At 65.2% G+C, this 15,881-nt stretch carries 11 protein-coding genes; 5 read left to right on the forward strand and 6 right to left on the reverse strand.

Annotated elements, in window-relative coordinates:
• From F3J43_RS14615 to F3J43_RS14635, 5 genes are all read right to left on the reverse strand, one after another.
• Window positions 1-186 (reverse strand): hypothetical protein (locus F3J43_RS14615; protein WP_166887595.1); only part of this gene is annotated, 186 nt, incomplete at its 3' end.
• 242 nt (window positions 187-428) lie between these two features.
• Window positions 429-1,757 (reverse strand): MFS transporter, encoded by a 1,329-nt coding sequence (locus tag F3J43_RS14620; protein WP_166887598.1) that lies wholly within the window; start codon window positions 1,755-1,757, stop codon window positions 429-431.
• Window positions 1,758-1,802: 45 nt separating this feature from the next.
• The gene (lhgD, locus tag F3J43_RS14625; protein ID WP_166887601.1) at window positions 1,803-2,996 is read right to left on the reverse strand and encodes an L-2-hydroxyglutarate dehydrogenase; all 1,194 of its coding nucleotides are present in this window, start codon (window positions 2,994-2,996) and stop codon (window positions 1,803-1,805) included.
• A 104-nt stretch (window positions 2,997-3,100) separates the two neighbouring features.
• On the reverse strand, window positions 3,101-3,808 hold the full coding sequence (locus tag F3J43_RS14630; RefSeq protein ID WP_166887604.1) for a FadR/GntR family transcriptional regulator: 708 nt from the start codon (window positions 3,806-3,808) through the stop codon (window positions 3,101-3,103).
• 217 nt (window positions 3,809-4,025) lie between these two features.
• On the reverse strand, window positions 4,026-4,379 hold the full coding sequence (locus tag F3J43_RS14635; protein WP_166887607.1) for a hypothetical protein: 354 nt from the start codon (window positions 4,377-4,379) through the stop codon (window positions 4,026-4,028).
• Between the two features lie 291 nt (window positions 4,380-4,670).
• Between F3J43_RS14635 and F3J43_RS14640 the strand changes: the two genes are divergently transcribed.
• Window positions 4,671-9,536, forward strand: a complete 4,866-nt coding sequence (locus F3J43_RS14640; RefSeq protein ID WP_166887610.1) for an NAD-glutamate dehydrogenase — start codon at window positions 4,671-4,673, stop codon at window positions 9,534-9,536.
• A 101-nt stretch (window positions 9,537-9,637) separates the two neighbouring features.
• Here the strand turns inward: F3J43_RS14640 and ppsR are convergent, their stop codons facing one another.
• Window positions 9,638-10,456 carry a posphoenolpyruvate synthetase regulatory kinase/phosphorylase PpsR gene (gene ppsR, locus F3J43_RS14645; RefSeq protein WP_166887613.1) on the reverse strand — a complete coding sequence of 273 codons (819 nt, stop codon included), beginning with the start codon at window positions 10,454-10,456 and terminating at the stop codon, window positions 9,638-9,640.
• A 180-nt stretch (window positions 10,457-10,636) separates the two neighbouring features.
• Here ppsR and ppsA point away from each other — a divergent pair, with 180 nt between their 5' ends.
• The 4 genes from ppsA (at window position 10,637) to cmaX (ending at window position 15,781) form a co-directional block, all read left to right on the forward strand.
• Window positions 10,637-13,012: a phosphoenolpyruvate synthase gene (gene ppsA, locus F3J43_RS14650; RefSeq protein WP_166887616.1), complete on the forward strand. Its 2,376-nt coding sequence runs from the start codon at window positions 10,637-10,639 to the stop codon at window positions 13,010-13,012.
• Window positions 13,013-13,151: 139 nt separating this feature from the next.
• On the forward strand, window positions 13,152-14,144 hold the full coding sequence (locus tag F3J43_RS14655) for an alpha/beta fold hydrolase (RefSeq protein ID WP_166887619.1): 993 nt from the start codon (window positions 13,152-13,154) through the stop codon (window positions 14,142-14,144).
• Window positions 14,145-14,266: 122 nt separating this feature from the next.
• Window positions 14,267-14,758 carry a ribonuclease E activity regulator RraA gene (gene rraA, locus F3J43_RS14660; RefSeq protein WP_166887622.1) on the forward strand — a complete coding sequence of 164 codons (492 nt, stop codon included), beginning with the start codon at window positions 14,267-14,269 and terminating at the stop codon, window positions 14,756-14,758.
• Between the two features lie 27 nt (window positions 14,759-14,785).
• Window positions 14,786-15,781, forward strand: coding sequence for a divalent cation transporter CmaX (gene cmaX, locus F3J43_RS14665; protein WP_166887625.1), 996 nt, complete (start codon window positions 14,786-14,788; stop codon window positions 15,779-15,781).
• The last annotated feature ends 100 nt before the right edge of the window (window positions 15,782-15,881 follow it).

The following is a 15,881-nucleotide window of genomic DNA, read 5'->3' on the forward strand; positions in this document are numbered from 1 at the left end:
CGGGATGCTTTCGGCGTGCTGGCGCAGCAGTTGCAGGTCGACCAGGCCGTAGCTGATTTCCTGCAGCCAGTGGTCGACGGAAGCGGCGGCGGCGCCGAGGTCTTCGCTGAGGAGGGTGTGCAGGGGGGCGACGGCGATCTGGATCTCGCGCTCGGTGAGCGCGGGAACGGCGGGTGCAGCGGTCATCAGGTACAGCCTTCCTTAGGCAGGGACGCAAGGTCCCGGGTGGTCCGTGAAGGCGAGATGATACTAGGGGGAGGGAGGCTCATCCATCAGGGAAGCGTCTGATGGATTTGTAGGATGTATCGGGGAATATCTGATGCTGCGGGGCTGTCAATGCAGGCGGCGAAGCCCGGCGGAACCCTGTAGGAGCCGGCTTTGCCAGCAAGGCTGGCTCCTACAGGTTGGGGGTTGCCGGGTGGGATGGCTCAGTTCTTCGACTTCGAGTGTCGCCAGCCCTGGTCGAAGAATGCGAACAGCACCACCAGCACGCCGGCCACCGCGAGGATCAGCGCCACGCCGTCGGTGGAGTGGGTCGCTGAATTCGCCACCAAGGCCAGCCCTCCCAGCGGCGCCAGCCCGCCGGCCACCGCGGTGCCGATCTCGCGCCCGGTGCCGAAGCCGGACGAACGCGTCTGGGGCGGGAACTGGCGGCTGAGGAACGAACCCTGCGGGGCGAACATCATCGGCGCGAGAATACCGGTGCCGACGGCGATGGCGACGTAGATCAGCAGCGGCTCGCCTGTCGACAGCAGTTGCAGGAACGGAAAGGCGAACAGCGCCGACAGCACTCCGCCAAGCATCAGCACGGTCTTGCTGCTCCAGCGGTCGCACAACCAGCCGAAGAACGGCACGGCGAAGATCGCCACCAGGCTGGCGAGGGTCACCGACAGCGAGGTGACATGGGCTTCGACGCCCTTGAACTGGGTCAGGTAGGCCAGCGAGAAAGTCTTGAAGATGTAGCTCAGGGCGTTGTAGCCGACGGCGACGAAGAACACCACGGCCAGGCCCTTGAGGTCGTTCTGGAACAGCAGCTTCAGCGGCGACGTCTGCGGCTTGTCGTCGGCCTTGTCGAGCGCCTTGAAGTCCGGGGTCTCGGGGATGCTCTTGCGCACCCACAGGCCCACCGCCACCAGGACGATGCTGGCGATGAACGGAATGCGCCAGCCGCCGGCCAGGAGGAATTCATTGCCGTTCATGGTCAGCAGGTACACGGTCAGCGATGACAGCAGCAGCCCCAGGTTCAGCCCCAGTGCCGGCCAGGCACCCTGGCTGCCGCGCTTGCCTTCGCTGGCGTGCTCGTAGGAGGTCACCGCCGCGCCCGACAGCTCGGCGCCGGCGCCCAGGCCCTGGATGATGCGGATCACCACCAGCAGGATCGGCGCCCAGATGCCGATCGTGGCGTAGCCGGGGATCAGGCCGATCAGCGCGGTGCACAGGCCCATCATGCAGAAGGTGATCACCAGCACCTGCTTGCGCCCGAAGCGGTCGCCCAGGTAGCCGAACAGCACGCCGCCGAAGGGGCGCGCGATAAAGCCGATGGCGAAGGTGGAGAATGCCAGCAGCGAGGCCACCGCCGGGTTGCTCGGGTCGAAGAAGATCTTCGAGAAGACGATCGCCGCCATGGTGGCGTACAGGTAGAAGTCATACCACTCCAGCATCGAGCCGAAGATCGTCGCCGCCGCCACCTTGCGCAGGCGCTTGCGTTGCTGTTCGGGTGTTTCGCTCGCGGCCAGGGCCGTCTCGTGTACCGACATCGGGTTTTCCTTGTTGTCTTTGTAATTGTGGATGCAGCGGGTGGATCAGCGGGCCTTGAGGATTTTCTCGGCGATCATCTGGCCGATGGGAATGGCCGAAGTGGCGGCCGGCGACGGCGCATTGCACACATGCACCATGCGTGGCGTCTCGGCGAACAGGAAGTCGTGCACCAGGGTGCCGTCGCGCATCACTGCCTGGGCGCGGATGCCGGCCTCGTAGGGCAGCAGGTCCTCGACCTCGAGCGACGGGCAGTACTTGCGGCACTGCTCCAGGTAGCCGCGCTTGAACAGCGAGTTCTTCATCTCGGTGGTGCCGGAGCCGAGGTTGTTCCAGATCGTTTTCCAGAACCCCGGAAAGCGCATGTATTCGGCGACGTCGCGCCAGTTCACCGAGAGCTTGCGGTAGTTCTCCCGGCCGAAGCCGAGCACGGCGTTGGGGCCGACGGTGACGCTGCCATCGATCATCCGCGTCAGGTGCACGCCGAGGAACGGCAGCTCCGGGTCGGGGATCGGGTAGATCAGGTGGTTGACGATCTGGTTCTTGCTCGCCGGCAGGCGGTAGTACTCGCCGCGGAAGGGGATGATCTGGTGGTCGATCTGCACCCCGGCCAGGCGTGCCAGGCGATCGGACTGCAGGCCGGCGCAGGCCACCAGCTGGCGGGCGCGCCAGGTGTGGCTGTCGGTGCCGATGGCGACGTGGTCGGCGTGCTCCTGGATGGCCTGCACGCGGGTCGACAGGTGCAGCTCGCCGCCAGCCTGGCGGATCACCTTGGCCATGGCGTTGCACACCTGGGTGTAGTCGACGATGCCGGTGGCATCGAGGAACAGCGCGCCCTGGCCGACGATGTTCGGCTCGCGCTCGCGCAGCGCGGCGGCGTCCAGGCGCTCGACCTTCAGGCCGTTCTGCTGCGAGCGCTCGTACAGCGCCTGCATGCGCTGCATCTCCAGCTCGTTGGAGGCTACCAGCAGCTTGCCGCAGACTTCGAAGGCGATGCCATGCTCGCGGCAGAAGTCCTTGGTCGCCTGGGCGCCGCGCTTGCACAGCTCGGCCTTGAGGCTGCCGGGGGCATAGTAGATGCCGGCGTGGATCACGCCGCTGTTGTGGCCGGTCTGGTGGCGGCCGAGGCTGGCTTCCTTTTCCAGGATCAGCAGCGAGGCGCCGGGGCGCTGTTCGAGCAGGGCCATGGCGGTGGCGAGGCCGACGATGCCGCCGCCGATGATGCAGTAGTCGTAGGTCATGCAGGGGTTACCTTGGAATTCTTGTCGGTGGATCTGCTTATCAGGTTGTCAGACTAACTAGTGCGCGTGAAAGCCTCGCCAGGTCGCGATGGGGTTCTCCGGGATCAGTCGAGGGCGGGAAGATCGAGTTTCAGGCGCTTGGCCGAGGCCCGCAGGTGCGCTTCGGCGCAGGCTGCGGCGGCCAGGCGGTCGCCGTCGGCAATGGCCTGGTACAACGCCCGGTGCTCGCGCAGGGCATCGGCCGAGCCGCCCACTGCGGGGCTGGCGGAGTTTTCCCAGGCGGTACGGCGCGCGGCGGCCAGCTGGCCACCGAGGAAATCGTGGAAGGCGACGAAGTAGTCGTTCTTGCTGGCTTCGGCGATGGCGCGGTGGAAGGCCACGTCGGCGGCAGAGGCGGTGGCGAAATCGCTGCGCGGGTCTTCCATGGTGCCCAGGGCGAGGGCCATGCGGCTCAGGTCGTCGGCGTCGCGGCGGCGGGCGGCGATGGCGGCGGCCTGGGTCTCGATCCACAGGCGCATTTCGAACATCTGCACCAGGTCCGGCTTGCGACCGCTGTCGGGGAAGCGGAACACCGTGCCGTGAGGCGTCTGCGAGATGTACGAGCCAAGCCCGCGACGAGCGATCAGCACGCCGTCGGCCTTGAGCTGCGCCACGGCCTCGCGCACTACCGAACGGCTGACGTTCAGCTGTTCGGCCAGTTGCTGTTCGGTGGGCAGGCGTGATTCGGCGGCCAGGCGGCCGGCATCGATTTCGGCGCGGATGGCGCCGACGACGCGTTCGACGAGGGTGTCGGGGCGCTGGAGCTCGAGCATGGACGGGAAGTGCCTATTGATCAGGTTGTCAGACAATGCCTGCGCGAGTGGTGGCCTGTCAATGTCCGGATGCCTTGCGCGCAGCCTGCAGGGGCGGCCTTGCCTTGCGAAAGGGCTGCGCAGCAGCCCCGGCGCTGGGGTGTTGGCGGGCAAATCCTGGGGCCGCGTTGCGATCCTCTCGCGACACAAGGCCGCGCCTGCAGGTGATGGGTCGGCTTCAGACTTCGCAGACGAAGGTGCCGGTACCGTCTAGGATGTTGCGCAGGGTTTGCTTCACTTCGTCCAGGTCGGTGCCGGCGCTGGTCAGGATGATCTCCAGTTGCTCGTCGCCCTTGAGCGCATCGCGATCCCCGGGCGCCACTTCGATCAGCAGGCGATCGGCAGCCAGGGTTACCTTCAGTCCGTCCAGGGTCGAGGGCTCGTCGTCCAGGGTCAGGTCGACGGTGTCTTCGTCCGGGTAACGGGTCAGCAGGAACATCTGGCCCTTGTCGCTGTGGCAGCACAGGGTCGCCATGTTGTCTTCCTCGTCGTCGCAGGGCGTGGCGAACAGCAGGGCGGTCTTCAATTGCATGAGAGGGCTCGGGTCAATGGAAATGAAAAGGAATTCTGACAGCCTTGCGCTTATCGATAAACGTAAAGTTACCGCGCATTGACCGAAATTGTCGCAGCGCTGCAAGCCGGGATGACTGCTCAGTCGTTAAGCTGCCCAGTCGATGGGTTCCCGTAAAGGCACAGCCACCGGGCAGTCGCTTTTGCAGGTGCCCAACGCTCCTGTCTTGCCACGGGTTGGCTATGGTTGATCCGTACAAGGCGCACGTACGCGACGCTTCACCTATAACAAAGCCCAAGCGGAGTACCACAGATGGCGTTCTTCACCGCAGCCAGCAAAGCCGACTTCCAGCATCAACTGCAAGCGGCCCTGGCGCAGCACATCAGCGAACAGTCCCTGCCACAAGTGGCACTGTTCGCCGAGCAGTTCTTCGGCATCATCTCTCTGGACGAACTTACTCAGCGCAGGCTGTCGGACCTGGCCGGCTGCACGCTGTCCGCCTGGCGCATCATCGAGCGCTTCGACCCCCAGCACCCGCAAGTGCGGGTCTACAACCCCGATTACGAACGCCACGGCTGGCAGTCGACCCACACCGTGGTCGAGGTCCTGCACCATGACCTGCCGTTCCTGGTCGACTCGGTGCGTACCGAGCTCAACCGCCGCGGCTACAGCATCCACACCCTGCAGACCACCGTGCTCAGCGTGCGCCGCGGCGCCAGGGGCGAGTTGGCCGAGCTGCTGCCCAAGGGCAGCCAGGGCGAGGGCGTCAGCCATGAGTCGCTGATGTACCTGGAGATCGACCGCTGCTCCAATGCCGCCGAGCTCAGCACCCTGGCCAAGGAGCTGGAGCAGGTGCTGGCCGAGGTGCGCGGCGTGGTCGCCGACTTCGAGCCGATGAAGGCCAAGATCCGCGAACTGCTGGAACTGGTCGAGCACAACGCCTTCGGCCCGGCGCAGAACGACAAGGCCGAGGTGAAGAGCTTCCTGTCGTGGCTGCTGGACAACCATTTCACCTTCCTCGGCTACGAGGAGTTCACCGTCGAGGCCGATGCCGGCGGTGGCCACCTGGTCTACGACGAAGCCTCGTTCCTCGGCCTGGCTCGCCTGCTGCGCGCCGGCCTGGGCGCCGACGACCTGCGCATCGAGGACTACGCCGTCGCCTACCTGCGCGAACCGCGCCTGCTGTCGTTCGCCAAGGCCTCGCAACCGAGCCGCGTGCACCGTCCGGCCTACCCGGACTACGTGTCGATCCGCCAGATCGACAAAGACGGCAACGTGATCAGGGAATGCCGCTTCATGGGCCTGTACACCTCGTCGGTGTATGGCGAGAGCGTGCACACCATCCCCTACATCCGTGGCAAGGTCGCCGAGGTCGAGCGCCGCTCGCACTTCGACCCGAAAGCCCACCTGGGCAAGGAACTGGCCCAGGTGCTCGAGGTGCTGCCGCGCGACGACCTGTTCCAGACCCCGGTCGACGAGCTGTTCAGCACGGCCATGTCGATCGTGCAGATCCAGGAACGCAACAAGATCCGCGTGTTCCTGCGCAAGGATCCGTACGGTCGCTTCTGCTACTGCCTGGCCTATGTCCCGCGGGAGATCTACTCCACCGAGGTGCGCCAGAAGATCCAGCAGGTGCTGATGGAGCGCCTGAAGGCCACCGACTGCGAGTTCTGGACCTTCTTCTCCGAGTCGGTGCTGGCCCGCGTGCAGCTGATCCTGCGGGTCGACCCGAAGAACCGCATCGACATCGACCCGCAGCAACTGGAAAAGGAAGTGGTCCAGGCCTGCCGCTCGTGGCAGGACGACTTCTCGGCGCTGGTGGTGGAAAACTTCGGCGAGGCCCAGGGCACCAACATCCTCGCCGACTTCCCCAAGGGTTTCCCGGCCGGCTACCGCGAGCGCTTCGCCGCCCATTCGGCGGTGGTCGACATGCAGCACGTGCTGAGCCTGTCCGAGGCCCGGCCGCTGGCCATGAGCTTCTACCAGCCGCTGACCCAGCTCGGTGAGCGCCAGCTGCATTGCAAGCTGTACCACGCCGACACGCCGCTGGCGCTGTCGGACGTGCTGCCGATCCTGGAGAACCTCGGCCTGCGCGTGCTCGGCGAGTTCCCGTATCGCCTGCGCCACGCCAGCGGCCGCGAGTTCTGGATCCACGACTTCGCCTTCACCTACAGCGAAGGCCTGAACCTGGATATCCAGCAGCTCAACGACACCTTCCAGGACGCCTTCGTCCATATCGTCAAGGGCGACGCCGAGAACGACGCCTTCAACCGCCTGGTGCTGACCGCCGGCCTGCCGTGGCGCGACGTGGCGTTGCTGCGCGCCTATGCCCGCTACCTCAAGCAGATCCGCCTGGGCTTCGACCTGGGCTACATCGCCAGCACCCTGAACAACCACACCGATATCGCCCGCGAGCTGACCCGGCTGTTCAAGACCCGCTTCTACCTGGCGCGCAAGCTGACCCAGGACGACCTCGACGACAAGCAGCAGCGCCTGGAGCAGGCAATCCTCACCGCCCTGGACGATGTCCAGGTGCTCAACGAGGACCGCATCCTGCGTCGCTACCTGGACCTGATCAAGGCCACCCTGCGTACCAACTTCTACCAGCCGGACGCCAACGGCCAGAACAAGTCGTACTTCAGCTTCAAGTTCAACCCCAAGCTGATCCCCGAGCTGCCCAAGCCAGTGCCGAAGTTCGAGATCTTCGTCTACTCGCCGCGGGTCGAGGGCGTGCACCTGCGCTTCGGCAACGTCGCCCGCGGCGGCCTGCGCTGGTCGGACCGCGAGGAAGACTTCCGCACCGAGGTGCTGGGCCTGGTCAAGGCGCAACAGGTGAAGAACTCGGTGATCGTGCCGGTCGGCGCCAAGGGCGGCTTCCTGCCACGCCGCCTGCCGCTGGGCGGCAGCCGGGACGAGATCGCCGCCGAGGGCGTGGCCTGCTACCGCATCTTCATCTCCGGCCTGCTCGACATCACCGACAACCTCAAGGACGGTGGCGTGGTGCCGCCGGCCAACGTGGTGCGTCACGATGACGACGATCCGTACCTGGTGGTGGCGGCCGACAAAGGCACCGCGACCTTCTCCGACATCGCCAACGGCATCGCCATCGACTACGGCTTCTGGCTGGGCGATGCCTTCGCCTCCGGCGGTTCGGCCGGCTATGACCACAAGAAGATGGGCATCACCGCCCGTGGCGCCTGGGTCGGCGTGCAGCGCCACTTCCGCGAGCGCGGCATCAACGTGCAGCAAGATCCGATCACCGTGGTCGGCATCGGCGACATGGCCGGCGACGTATTCGGCAACGGCCTGCTGATGTCCGACAAGCTGCAACTGGTGGCGGCGTTCAACCACCTGCACATCTTCGTCGACCCGAATCCGGATCCGGCCACCAGCTTCGTCGAGCGCAAGCGCCTGTTCGACCTGCCGCGCTCGGCGTGGAGCGACTACGACGCCAGCATCATGTCCGAAGGTGGCGGGATCTTCCCGCGCAGCGCCAAGAGTATCGCCATCAGCCCGCAGATGAAGGAGCGCTTCGCCATCGAAGCCGACCGCCTGACCCCGACCGAGTTGCTGCACGCTCTGCTGCAGGCCCCGGTGGACCTGCTGTGGAACGGCGGCATCGGCACCTACGTCAAGGCCAGTAGCGAAAGCCACGCCGATGTTGGCGACAAGGCCAACGACGCCTTGCGGGTCAACGGCAACGAGCTGCGCTGCAAGGTGGTGGGCGAGGGCGGCAACCTCGGCATGACCCAGCTTGGCCGCGTCGAGTTCGGCCTGCACGGCGGTGCCACCAACACCGACTTCATCGACAACGCTGGCGGCGTCGACTGCTCCGACCACGAGGTCAACATCAAGATCCTGCTCAACGAAGTGGTGCAGGGTGGCGACATGACCGAGAAGCAGCGCAACCAGTTGCTGGGCAGCATGACCGACGAAGTGTCCGGGCTGGTGCTGGGCAACAACTACAAGCAGACCCAGGCCTTGTCGCTGGCGGCGCGCCGCGCCCGCGAGCGCATCGCCGAGTACAAGCGCCTGATGGCTGACCTCGAGAGCCGCGGCAAGCTCGACCGTGCCATCGAGTTCCTGCCCACCGAGGAGCAACTGGCCGAGCGCCTCGCGGCTGGCCAGGGCCTGACCCGTGCCGAACTGTCGGTGCTGATCTCCTACAGCAAGATCGACCTCAAGGAGCAACTGCTCAAGTCGCTGGTCCCGGACGACGACTACCTGGCCCGCGACATGGAAACTGCGTTCCCGCCGTCGCTGGTGAGCAAGTTCGGCGAGCCGATGCGCCGCCACCGCCTCAAGCGCGAGATCGTCAGTACCCAGATCGCCAACGACCTGGTCAACAACATGGGCATCACCTTCGTCCAGCGGCTGAAGGAGTCCACCGGCATGAGCCCGGCCAATGTGGCCGGTGCCTATGTGATCGTGCGTGACATCTTCCACCTGCCGCACTGGTTCCGTCAGATCGAGGCACTGGACTACCAGGTTCCGGCCGAGATCCAGCTGACCCTGATGGACGAACTGATGCGCCTGGGCCGTCGCGCCACCCGCTGGTTCCTGCGCAGCCGTCGCAACGAGCAGGATGCCGGTCGCGATGTCGCGCACTTCGGGCCGAAGATCGCCCAGCTGGGGCTCAAGCTCGACGAGCTGCTGGAAGGCCCGACTCGCGAGCGCTGGATGGTCCGCTACCAGAGCTTCGTCGAGGCCGGCGTGCCTGAGCTGCTGGCGCGCATGGTCGCCGGCACCACGCACCTGTACACCCTGCTGCCGATCATCGAGGCCTCGGATGTCACCGGTCACGATCCGGCGCAGGTGGCCAAGGCGTTCTTCGCCGTGGGCAGTTCGCTGGACCTGACCTGGTACCTGCAGGAGATCAGCAACCTGCCGGTGGAGAACAACTGGCAGGCCCTGGCCCGCGAGGCGTTCCGCGACGATATCGACCTGCAGCAGCGGGCGATCACCATCTCGGTACTGCAGATGGCCGACGCGCCGGACGACATGGATGCCCGCGTGGCGCTGTGGGCCGAGCAGCACCGGGTGATGGTCGAGCGCTGGCGTGCCATGCTCGACGACTTGCGCAATGCCACGGGCACCGACTATGCGATGTACGCGGTGGCCAACCGCGAGCTGGTCGACCTGGCGCTGAGCGGGCAGGCGGCGGTGGTGCCGTCCTGATCCAGGTGGTGCAGTAAAAGAAAGCCCCGGCAGAGATGCCGGGGCTTTTTCATTTCAGCCGGCCGGCCAGGGCTCCAGCAAGGCGTACGCCATGCCTGGCGTTACTTGAAGCGCCGCTCGACGCCTTTTTCCACGAGGATCTTCGCCGAGATTTCCTCCACCGAGAAATGCGTGGAGTTGATATGCGGGATGCTCTCGCGACGGAACAGATTCTCCACCTCGCGCACCTCGAACTCGCACTGGGCAAAGCTCGAATAGCGACTGTTGGGCTTGCGCTCGTGGCGGATGGCCGTCAGCCGGTCGGGGTCGATGGTCAGGCCGAACAGCTTCTGCTGGTACTTCTTCAGCACCGCCGGCAGTTGCAGGCGCTCCATGTCTTCCTCGGTCAACGGGTAGTTGGCCGCACGGATGCCGAACTGCATGGCCATGTACAGGCAGGTCGGGGTCTTGCCGCAGCGCGACACGCCGACCAGGATCAGGTCGGCCTTGTCGTAGTAGTGGGTGCGCGCGCCGTCGTCGTTGTCGAGGGCGAAGTTGACCGCCTCGATGCGCTCCATGTAGTTGGAGTTGCCGCCGATCGAGTGCGACTTGCCGACGGAATACGACGAATGGGCGGTCAATTCCTGCTCGAGCGGGGATAAAAACGTCGAGAAGATGTCGATCATGAAGCCATTGGAGGTGGCCAGGACTTCACGGATGTCCTGGTTGACGATGGTGTCGAAAATGATCGGACGCACCCCGTCGCGCTCGGCCGCGGCGTTGATCTGCTGGACCATGGCCCTGGCCTTGTCTAGCGTGTCGATGTAGGGGCGCGTGAATTTATTGAACGGAATGCTCTCGAATTGTGCGAGCAGGCTCTGCCCCAACGTTTCTGCCGTGATGCCGGTGCCGTCGGAGATGAAGAACGCGGATCGTTTCATTTGCGCGAGGGGCCTTAATCTGCCGGATATTTCTGGATATGATAGGTTCGGTTTGCCGAACGCGGTTGCCCGGCATTCTCACTTATTTTCCAGGTCCAGGCCACAAGCGCCCGGCCAAGCCGCAGAGTCGGCAGGCGAGCGCCCTTGAGCTTTTCCAATACAGTTAGTGGAGAGATCACCTTGGTAGAGTACGTAGTTTCCCTCGATAAGCTCGGCGTCCATGATGTAGAGCATGTGGGGGGCAAGAACGCATCCCTGGGCGAGATGATCAGCAACCTTGCGGGTGCCGGTGTCTCGGTGCCGGGCGGCTTTGCCACTACGGCTCAGGCGTACCGTGACTTCCTCGAGCAGAGCGGCCTGAACGGGCGCATCCACGCCGCGCTCGACGCGCTGGATGTCGACGATGTCAACGCCCTGGCCAAGACCGGCGCGCAGATCCGCCAGTGGGTGATGGAGGCCGAGTTCCCGGCCCGCCTCGATGCCGAGATCCGCACAGCGTTCGCCGAAATGTCCAAGGACAACCCGAACATGGCCGTGGCCGTGCGCTCCTCGGCCACAGCCGAAGACCTGCCGGACGCCTCCTTCGCCGGCCAGCAGGAGACCTTCCTCAACATCCGTGGCGTCGACAACGTCATCCGGGCCGCCAAGGAAGTCTTCGCTTCGCTCTTCAACGACCGTGCCATCGCCTATCGCGTGCACCAGGGCTTCGATCACAAGCTGGTCGCCCTGTCCGCCGGCGTGCAGCGCATGGTCCGTTCCGAAACCGGTACCGCTGGCGTGATGTTCACCCTCGACACCGAGTCGGGCTTCCGCGACGTGGTGTTCATCACTGGCGCCTACGGCCTGGGTGAGACCGTCGTCCAGGGCGCGGTCAACCCGGACGAGTTCTACGTCCACAAGAACACTTTGCAGGCCGGCCGCCCGGCGATCCTGCGCCGCAACCTGGGCAGCAAGGCGATCAAGATGGTCTATGGCGACGAAGCCAAGGCCGGTCGCTCGGTCAAGACCGTCGAGGTCGACCGTGCCGAGCGCGCGCGCTTCTGCCTGAGCGACGCCGAGGTCAACGAACTGGCCAAGCAGGCGATGATCATCGAGCAGCATTACCAGCGCCCGATGGACATCGAGTGGGCCAAGGATGGCGACGATGGCAAGCTGTACATCGTCCAGGCCCGCCCCGAGACCGTGAAGAGCCGCGCCAGCGCCAATGTCATGGAGCGCTACCTGCTCAAGGAGAAGGGCACCGTGCTGGTCGAGGGCCGCGCGATTGGCCAGCGTATCGGCGCCGGCAAGGTCCGGGTGATCCACGATGTGTCCGAGATGGACAAGGTCCAGCCCGGCGACGTGCTGGTCTCCGACATGACCGACCCGGACTGGGAACCGGTGATGAAACGCGCCAGCGCCATCGTCACCAACCGTGGCGGGCGTACCTGCCACGCGGCGATCATCGCCCGTGAGCTGGGTATCCCGGCGGTGGTCGGTTGCGGTAACGCCACCCAGGTGCTCAAGGACGGTCAGGGCGTCACCGTATCTTGCGCCGAGGGCGACACCGGTTTCATCTTCGAGGGCGAACTGGGCTTCGACGTCAAGCAGAACTCGGTCGATGCCATGCCTGAGCTGCCGTTCAAGATCATGATGAACGTCGGCAACCCGGACCGCGCGTTCGACTTCGCCCAGTTGCCCAACGCCGGTGTCGGCCTGGCGCGCCTGGAGTTCATCATCAACCGCATGATCGGCGTGCACCCCAAGGCGCTGCTGAACTATGCAGGCCTGCCGCCGGAGCTCAAGGACAGCGTCGACAAGCGCATCGCCGGCTACGACGACCCGGTCGGCTTCTATGTCGAGAAGCTGGTCGAGGGCATCAGCACCCTGGCCGCGGCCTTCTATCCGAAAAAGGTCATCGTGCGTCTGTCGGACTTCAAGTCCAACGAATACGCCAACCTGATCGGCGGCAAGCTCTACGAGCCGGAAGAAGAGAACCCGATGCTGGGCTTCCGTGGTGCTTCGCGCTACATCAGCGAGTCGTTCCGTGACTGCTTCGAGCTCGAGTGCCGCGCCCTCAAGCGCGTGCGCAACGAGATGGGCCTGACCAACGTCGAGATCATGGTGCCGTTCGTGCGCACCCTGGGCGAGGCCAGCCAGGTCGTCGACCTGCTCGCCGAGAACGGCCTGGCCCGTGGCGACAACGGCCTGCGCGTGATCATGATGTGCGAGCTGCCATCCAACGCGCTGCTGGCCGACGAGTTCCTCGAGTACTTCGACGGCTTCTCCATCGGCTCCAACGACCTGACCCAGCTGACCCTGGGCCTGGACCGCGACTCGGGGATCATTGCCCACCTGTTCGACGAGCGCAATCCTGCGGTCAAGAAGCTGCTGGCCAACGCCATCCAGGCGTGCAACAAGGCCGGCAAGTACATCGGTATCTGCGGCCAGGGCCCGTCGGATCACCCGGACCTGGCCAAGTGGCTGATGGAACAGGGTATCGAGAGCGTGTCGCTGAACCCTGACTCGGTGCTCGAGACCTGGTTCTTCCTGGCCGAGGGCCAGGGCGCGGCCTGATGTGATCCGTCGGGCGCGCTCGCCGCGCCCGCGTTGGGATGTGGGAGCGGGCTTGCCCCGCGATGGCGCCAGCGACGATGGGCGTCATCGCCGGGCAAGCCCGCTCCCATGTTTTTGTCTTCCAGATGTTTGTGAATCCATGCAAAGCAGCAGCACCCAATTTCCCGTCGCGTTGCTCAGTGCCGAGCGTCGCGGCGACCTCAGCGAAGACGTCTATCGGATCAAGGCCGGCAACAGCCCGGATGCGAGCGTCGAGTTGGCAGTCACCCGCCTGGGACTGGCCGATCAAGGGCGTGCCCAGGGCGTGCCGGTCGTGCTCGTGCATGGCAGTTTCTCCAACCGTCGCTTCTGGTACTCGCCCAAGGGCGTGGGCCTGGGCGCGTTCCTGGCGCGCGCCGGGTTCGATGTGTGGATCGCGGAGATGCGCGGCCATGGCCTGTCGCCGCGCAATCGCGACTGGCGGCACAACCGTGTGGCTGACTACGCGCGTTACGATCTGCCGGTGATCGCTGCGTTCGTCCATGAGCAGGCTGGCCGGGCGCCGCACTGGATCGGCCATTCGCTGGGCGGCACGACCCTGGCAGCGGCGCTGGGCGGTGCTTACCTGGAGCAAGGACTGGTCGCCAGCGTCGCGCTCTTCGGCACCCAGGTCAGTCGCATCTACTGGCCCCTGAAAGTGCCGCCGGTGGCATGGGGCGCAGGCATGCTGATCAAGCGTTTCGCGCAGATTTCCGGTGCGCGGTTCAAGCGCGGCCCGGAAGACGAGCCGATTGGCGTGGCCCTGGAGAGCCTGCGCTGGAATGGCCTGTTCGGCCGCTTCGGCGACAAGGAACATGACTGGTGGGCGGGGCTGGCCAAGGTCGATGTGCCGTTGCTGGCGGTGGCCGGCGCCGGTGATTTCCAGGATCCGGTCTGGGCCTGTCGCAAGCTGTTCGAACAGGTGGGTGGCGACAGCAAGCAGTTCCTGCGCCTGGGGCGCGAGGAAGGCTTCGAAGTGTTCGGTCATGTCGACATGCTGGTCAGCAAGGCGGCACAGGCCCAGGTGTGGCCGCTGGTGGAGCGCTGGTTGCGCGATCCGCAGGCGCCGGTGCATGCCTCGACCGTGGCGACGGCGTCTCTGGTTGCGGGTTGAGCCGTGTGGCCGAGCATGGGGAAACTGACTGACCGGTCCCGGATGACGTGGCCCCGATCCCCGGTGTAGCCTTGTCCCGGCGCAAGATCCCGACCTTTCGTTGTGACTGACAGGAGTTTCCCATGCAGCATTACGTAACCCCCGACCTGTGCGATACCTACCCGGAGCTGGTCCAGGTGCTCGAGCCGATGTTCAGCAACTTTGGTGGCCGCGACTCCTTCGGGGGCCAGATCGTCACCATCAAGTGCTTCGAGGACAACTCACTGGTCAAGGAGCAGGTCGAGCTCGACGGCAAGGGCAAGGTGCTGGTGGTCGACGGCGGCGGCTCGCTGCGTCGTGCGCTGCTGGGCGACATGCTGGCCGAGAAGGCGGCGAAGAATGGCTGGGAAGGCCTGCTGATCTATGGCTGCGTGCGCGATGTCGACGTGCTGATCCAGACCGACGTCGGTATCCAGGCGCTGGCCAGCCATCCGATGAAAACCGACAAGCGCGGCATCGGCGACCTCGACGTCGCGGTAACCTTCGCCGGTGTGACCTTCCGCCCGGGTGAGTACGTGTATGCCGACAACAATGGCGTGATCGTCTCGCCAAGCCCGCTGAAGATGCCCGAGTGACGCGCCGCGTGCGCTGATGGAGCTTTGATGTTCGAGGAAGACAACGCGCAGTGGGGGCTGGTGCATGCCCTGGTGCTCGACGGCAAGGGCGGCGCCCGTGCGCTGACCCGTACCGAGTTGGACGGCTTGCAGTTGCAGGCGCAGGAAAGCCTGTGGCTGCACTGGGACCGCAGTCACCCACAGACCCGTACCTGGCTGCTGCACGACAGTGGCCTGAGCGAGTTCGCCTGCGACCTGCTGCTGGAGGAGAACACCCGGCCGCGCCTGCTGCAACTGACCAGCGAGCAGATGCTGCTGTTCCTGCGCGGGGTCAACCTCAACCCGGGCGCGGAGCCCGAGGACATGGTCTCGGTGCGGATCTTCGCCGAGGCGCGTCGAGTCATCTCGTTGCGCCTGCGGCCGTTGCGCGCCAGCGACGAGATTCTCCAGCAACTGGACGAGGGCAGGGGGCCGAAGTCGGCGTCCGAGCTGTTGCTGCTGATGGGGGAGCTGCTGACGGAAAAGGTCCAGGCCCTGGTCAGCGACCTGGCGGAAGCGGTCGATCTCGAAGAAGAGAAGGTGGAATCCGACGAACGGTATACGCCGGAGCACGGGAGCCTGCAGCAGATTCGGCGGCGTGCCGCGGCACTGCGCCGTTTCCTTGCCCCACAGCGTGACATCTATGCCCAGTTGTCGCGCAACAAGTGCAGCTGGTTCGCCGACCCTGACACCGATTACTGGAACGAGCTGAACAACAGCCTGATCCGCTACCTCGAAGAGCTGGAACTGGCCCGCGAACGGGCGGCCCTGGTGCTCGAAAGCGAGGATCGGCGGCGCAGCGAGCGGATGAACCGGACGATGTACCGCTTCAGCATCATTACCTGCATCTTCCTGCCCATGAGCTTCATTACCGGCCTGCTGGGTATCAACGTTGGCGGTATTCCGGGTTCGGGCAACCCCTATGGTTTTCTGTTCGCGTGCCTGATCGTGCTGGGCCTGGCGGTTGGGCAGTGGTGGTTGTTCCGGCGGTTGCGATGGGTGTGAGGTGCCTCGTGGCGTGTTCGCGCACTCATTTTGAAACATTCGTCCCACATCGCCGTGTGACCCATGGCTCGGCGCCCTCGTCTTTGACAGACATTACGCG

It is taken from the genome of Pantoea sp. Cy-639 (assembly GCF_011752525.1).
Lineage (GTDB): Bacteria > Pseudomonadota > Gammaproteobacteria > Pseudomonadales > Pseudomonadaceae > Aquipseudomonas.

Excerpts from the sequence above, each read along its gene's own strand:
- F3J43_RS14620 (WP_166887598.1), bottom strand. The coding sequence starts at position 1,757 with ATGTCGGTACACGAGACGGCCCTGGCCGCGAGCGAAACACCCGAACAG.
- lhgD (WP_166887601.1), bottom strand. The coding sequence starts at position 2,996 with ATGACCTACGACTACTGCATCATCGGCGGCGGCATCGTCGGCCTCGCC.
- F3J43_RS14630 (WP_166887604.1), bottom strand. The coding sequence starts at position 3,808 with ATGCTCGAGCTCCAGCGCCCCGACACCCTCGTCGAACGCGTCGTCGGC.
- F3J43_RS14635 (WP_166887607.1), bottom strand. The coding sequence starts at position 4,379 with ATGCAATTGAAGACCGCCCTGCTGTTCGCCACGCCCTGCGACGACGAG.
- F3J43_RS14640 (WP_166887610.1), top strand. The coding sequence starts at position 4,671 with ATGGCGTTCTTCACCGCAGCCAGCAAAGCCGACTTCCAGCATCAACTG.
- ppsR (WP_166887613.1), bottom strand. The coding sequence starts at position 10,456 with ATGAAACGATCCGCGTTCTTCATCTCCGACGGCACCGGCATCACGGCA.
- F3J43_RS14655 (WP_166887619.1), top strand. The coding sequence starts at position 13,152 with ATGCAAAGCAGCAGCACCCAATTTCCCGTCGCGTTGCTCAGTGCCGAG.
- rraA (WP_166887622.1), top strand. The coding sequence starts at position 14,267 with ATGCAGCATTACGTAACCCCCGACCTGTGCGATACCTACCCGGAGCTG.
- cmaX (WP_166887625.1), top strand. The coding sequence starts at position 14,786 with ATGTTCGAGGAAGACAACGCGCAGTGGGGGCTGGTGCATGCCCTGGTG.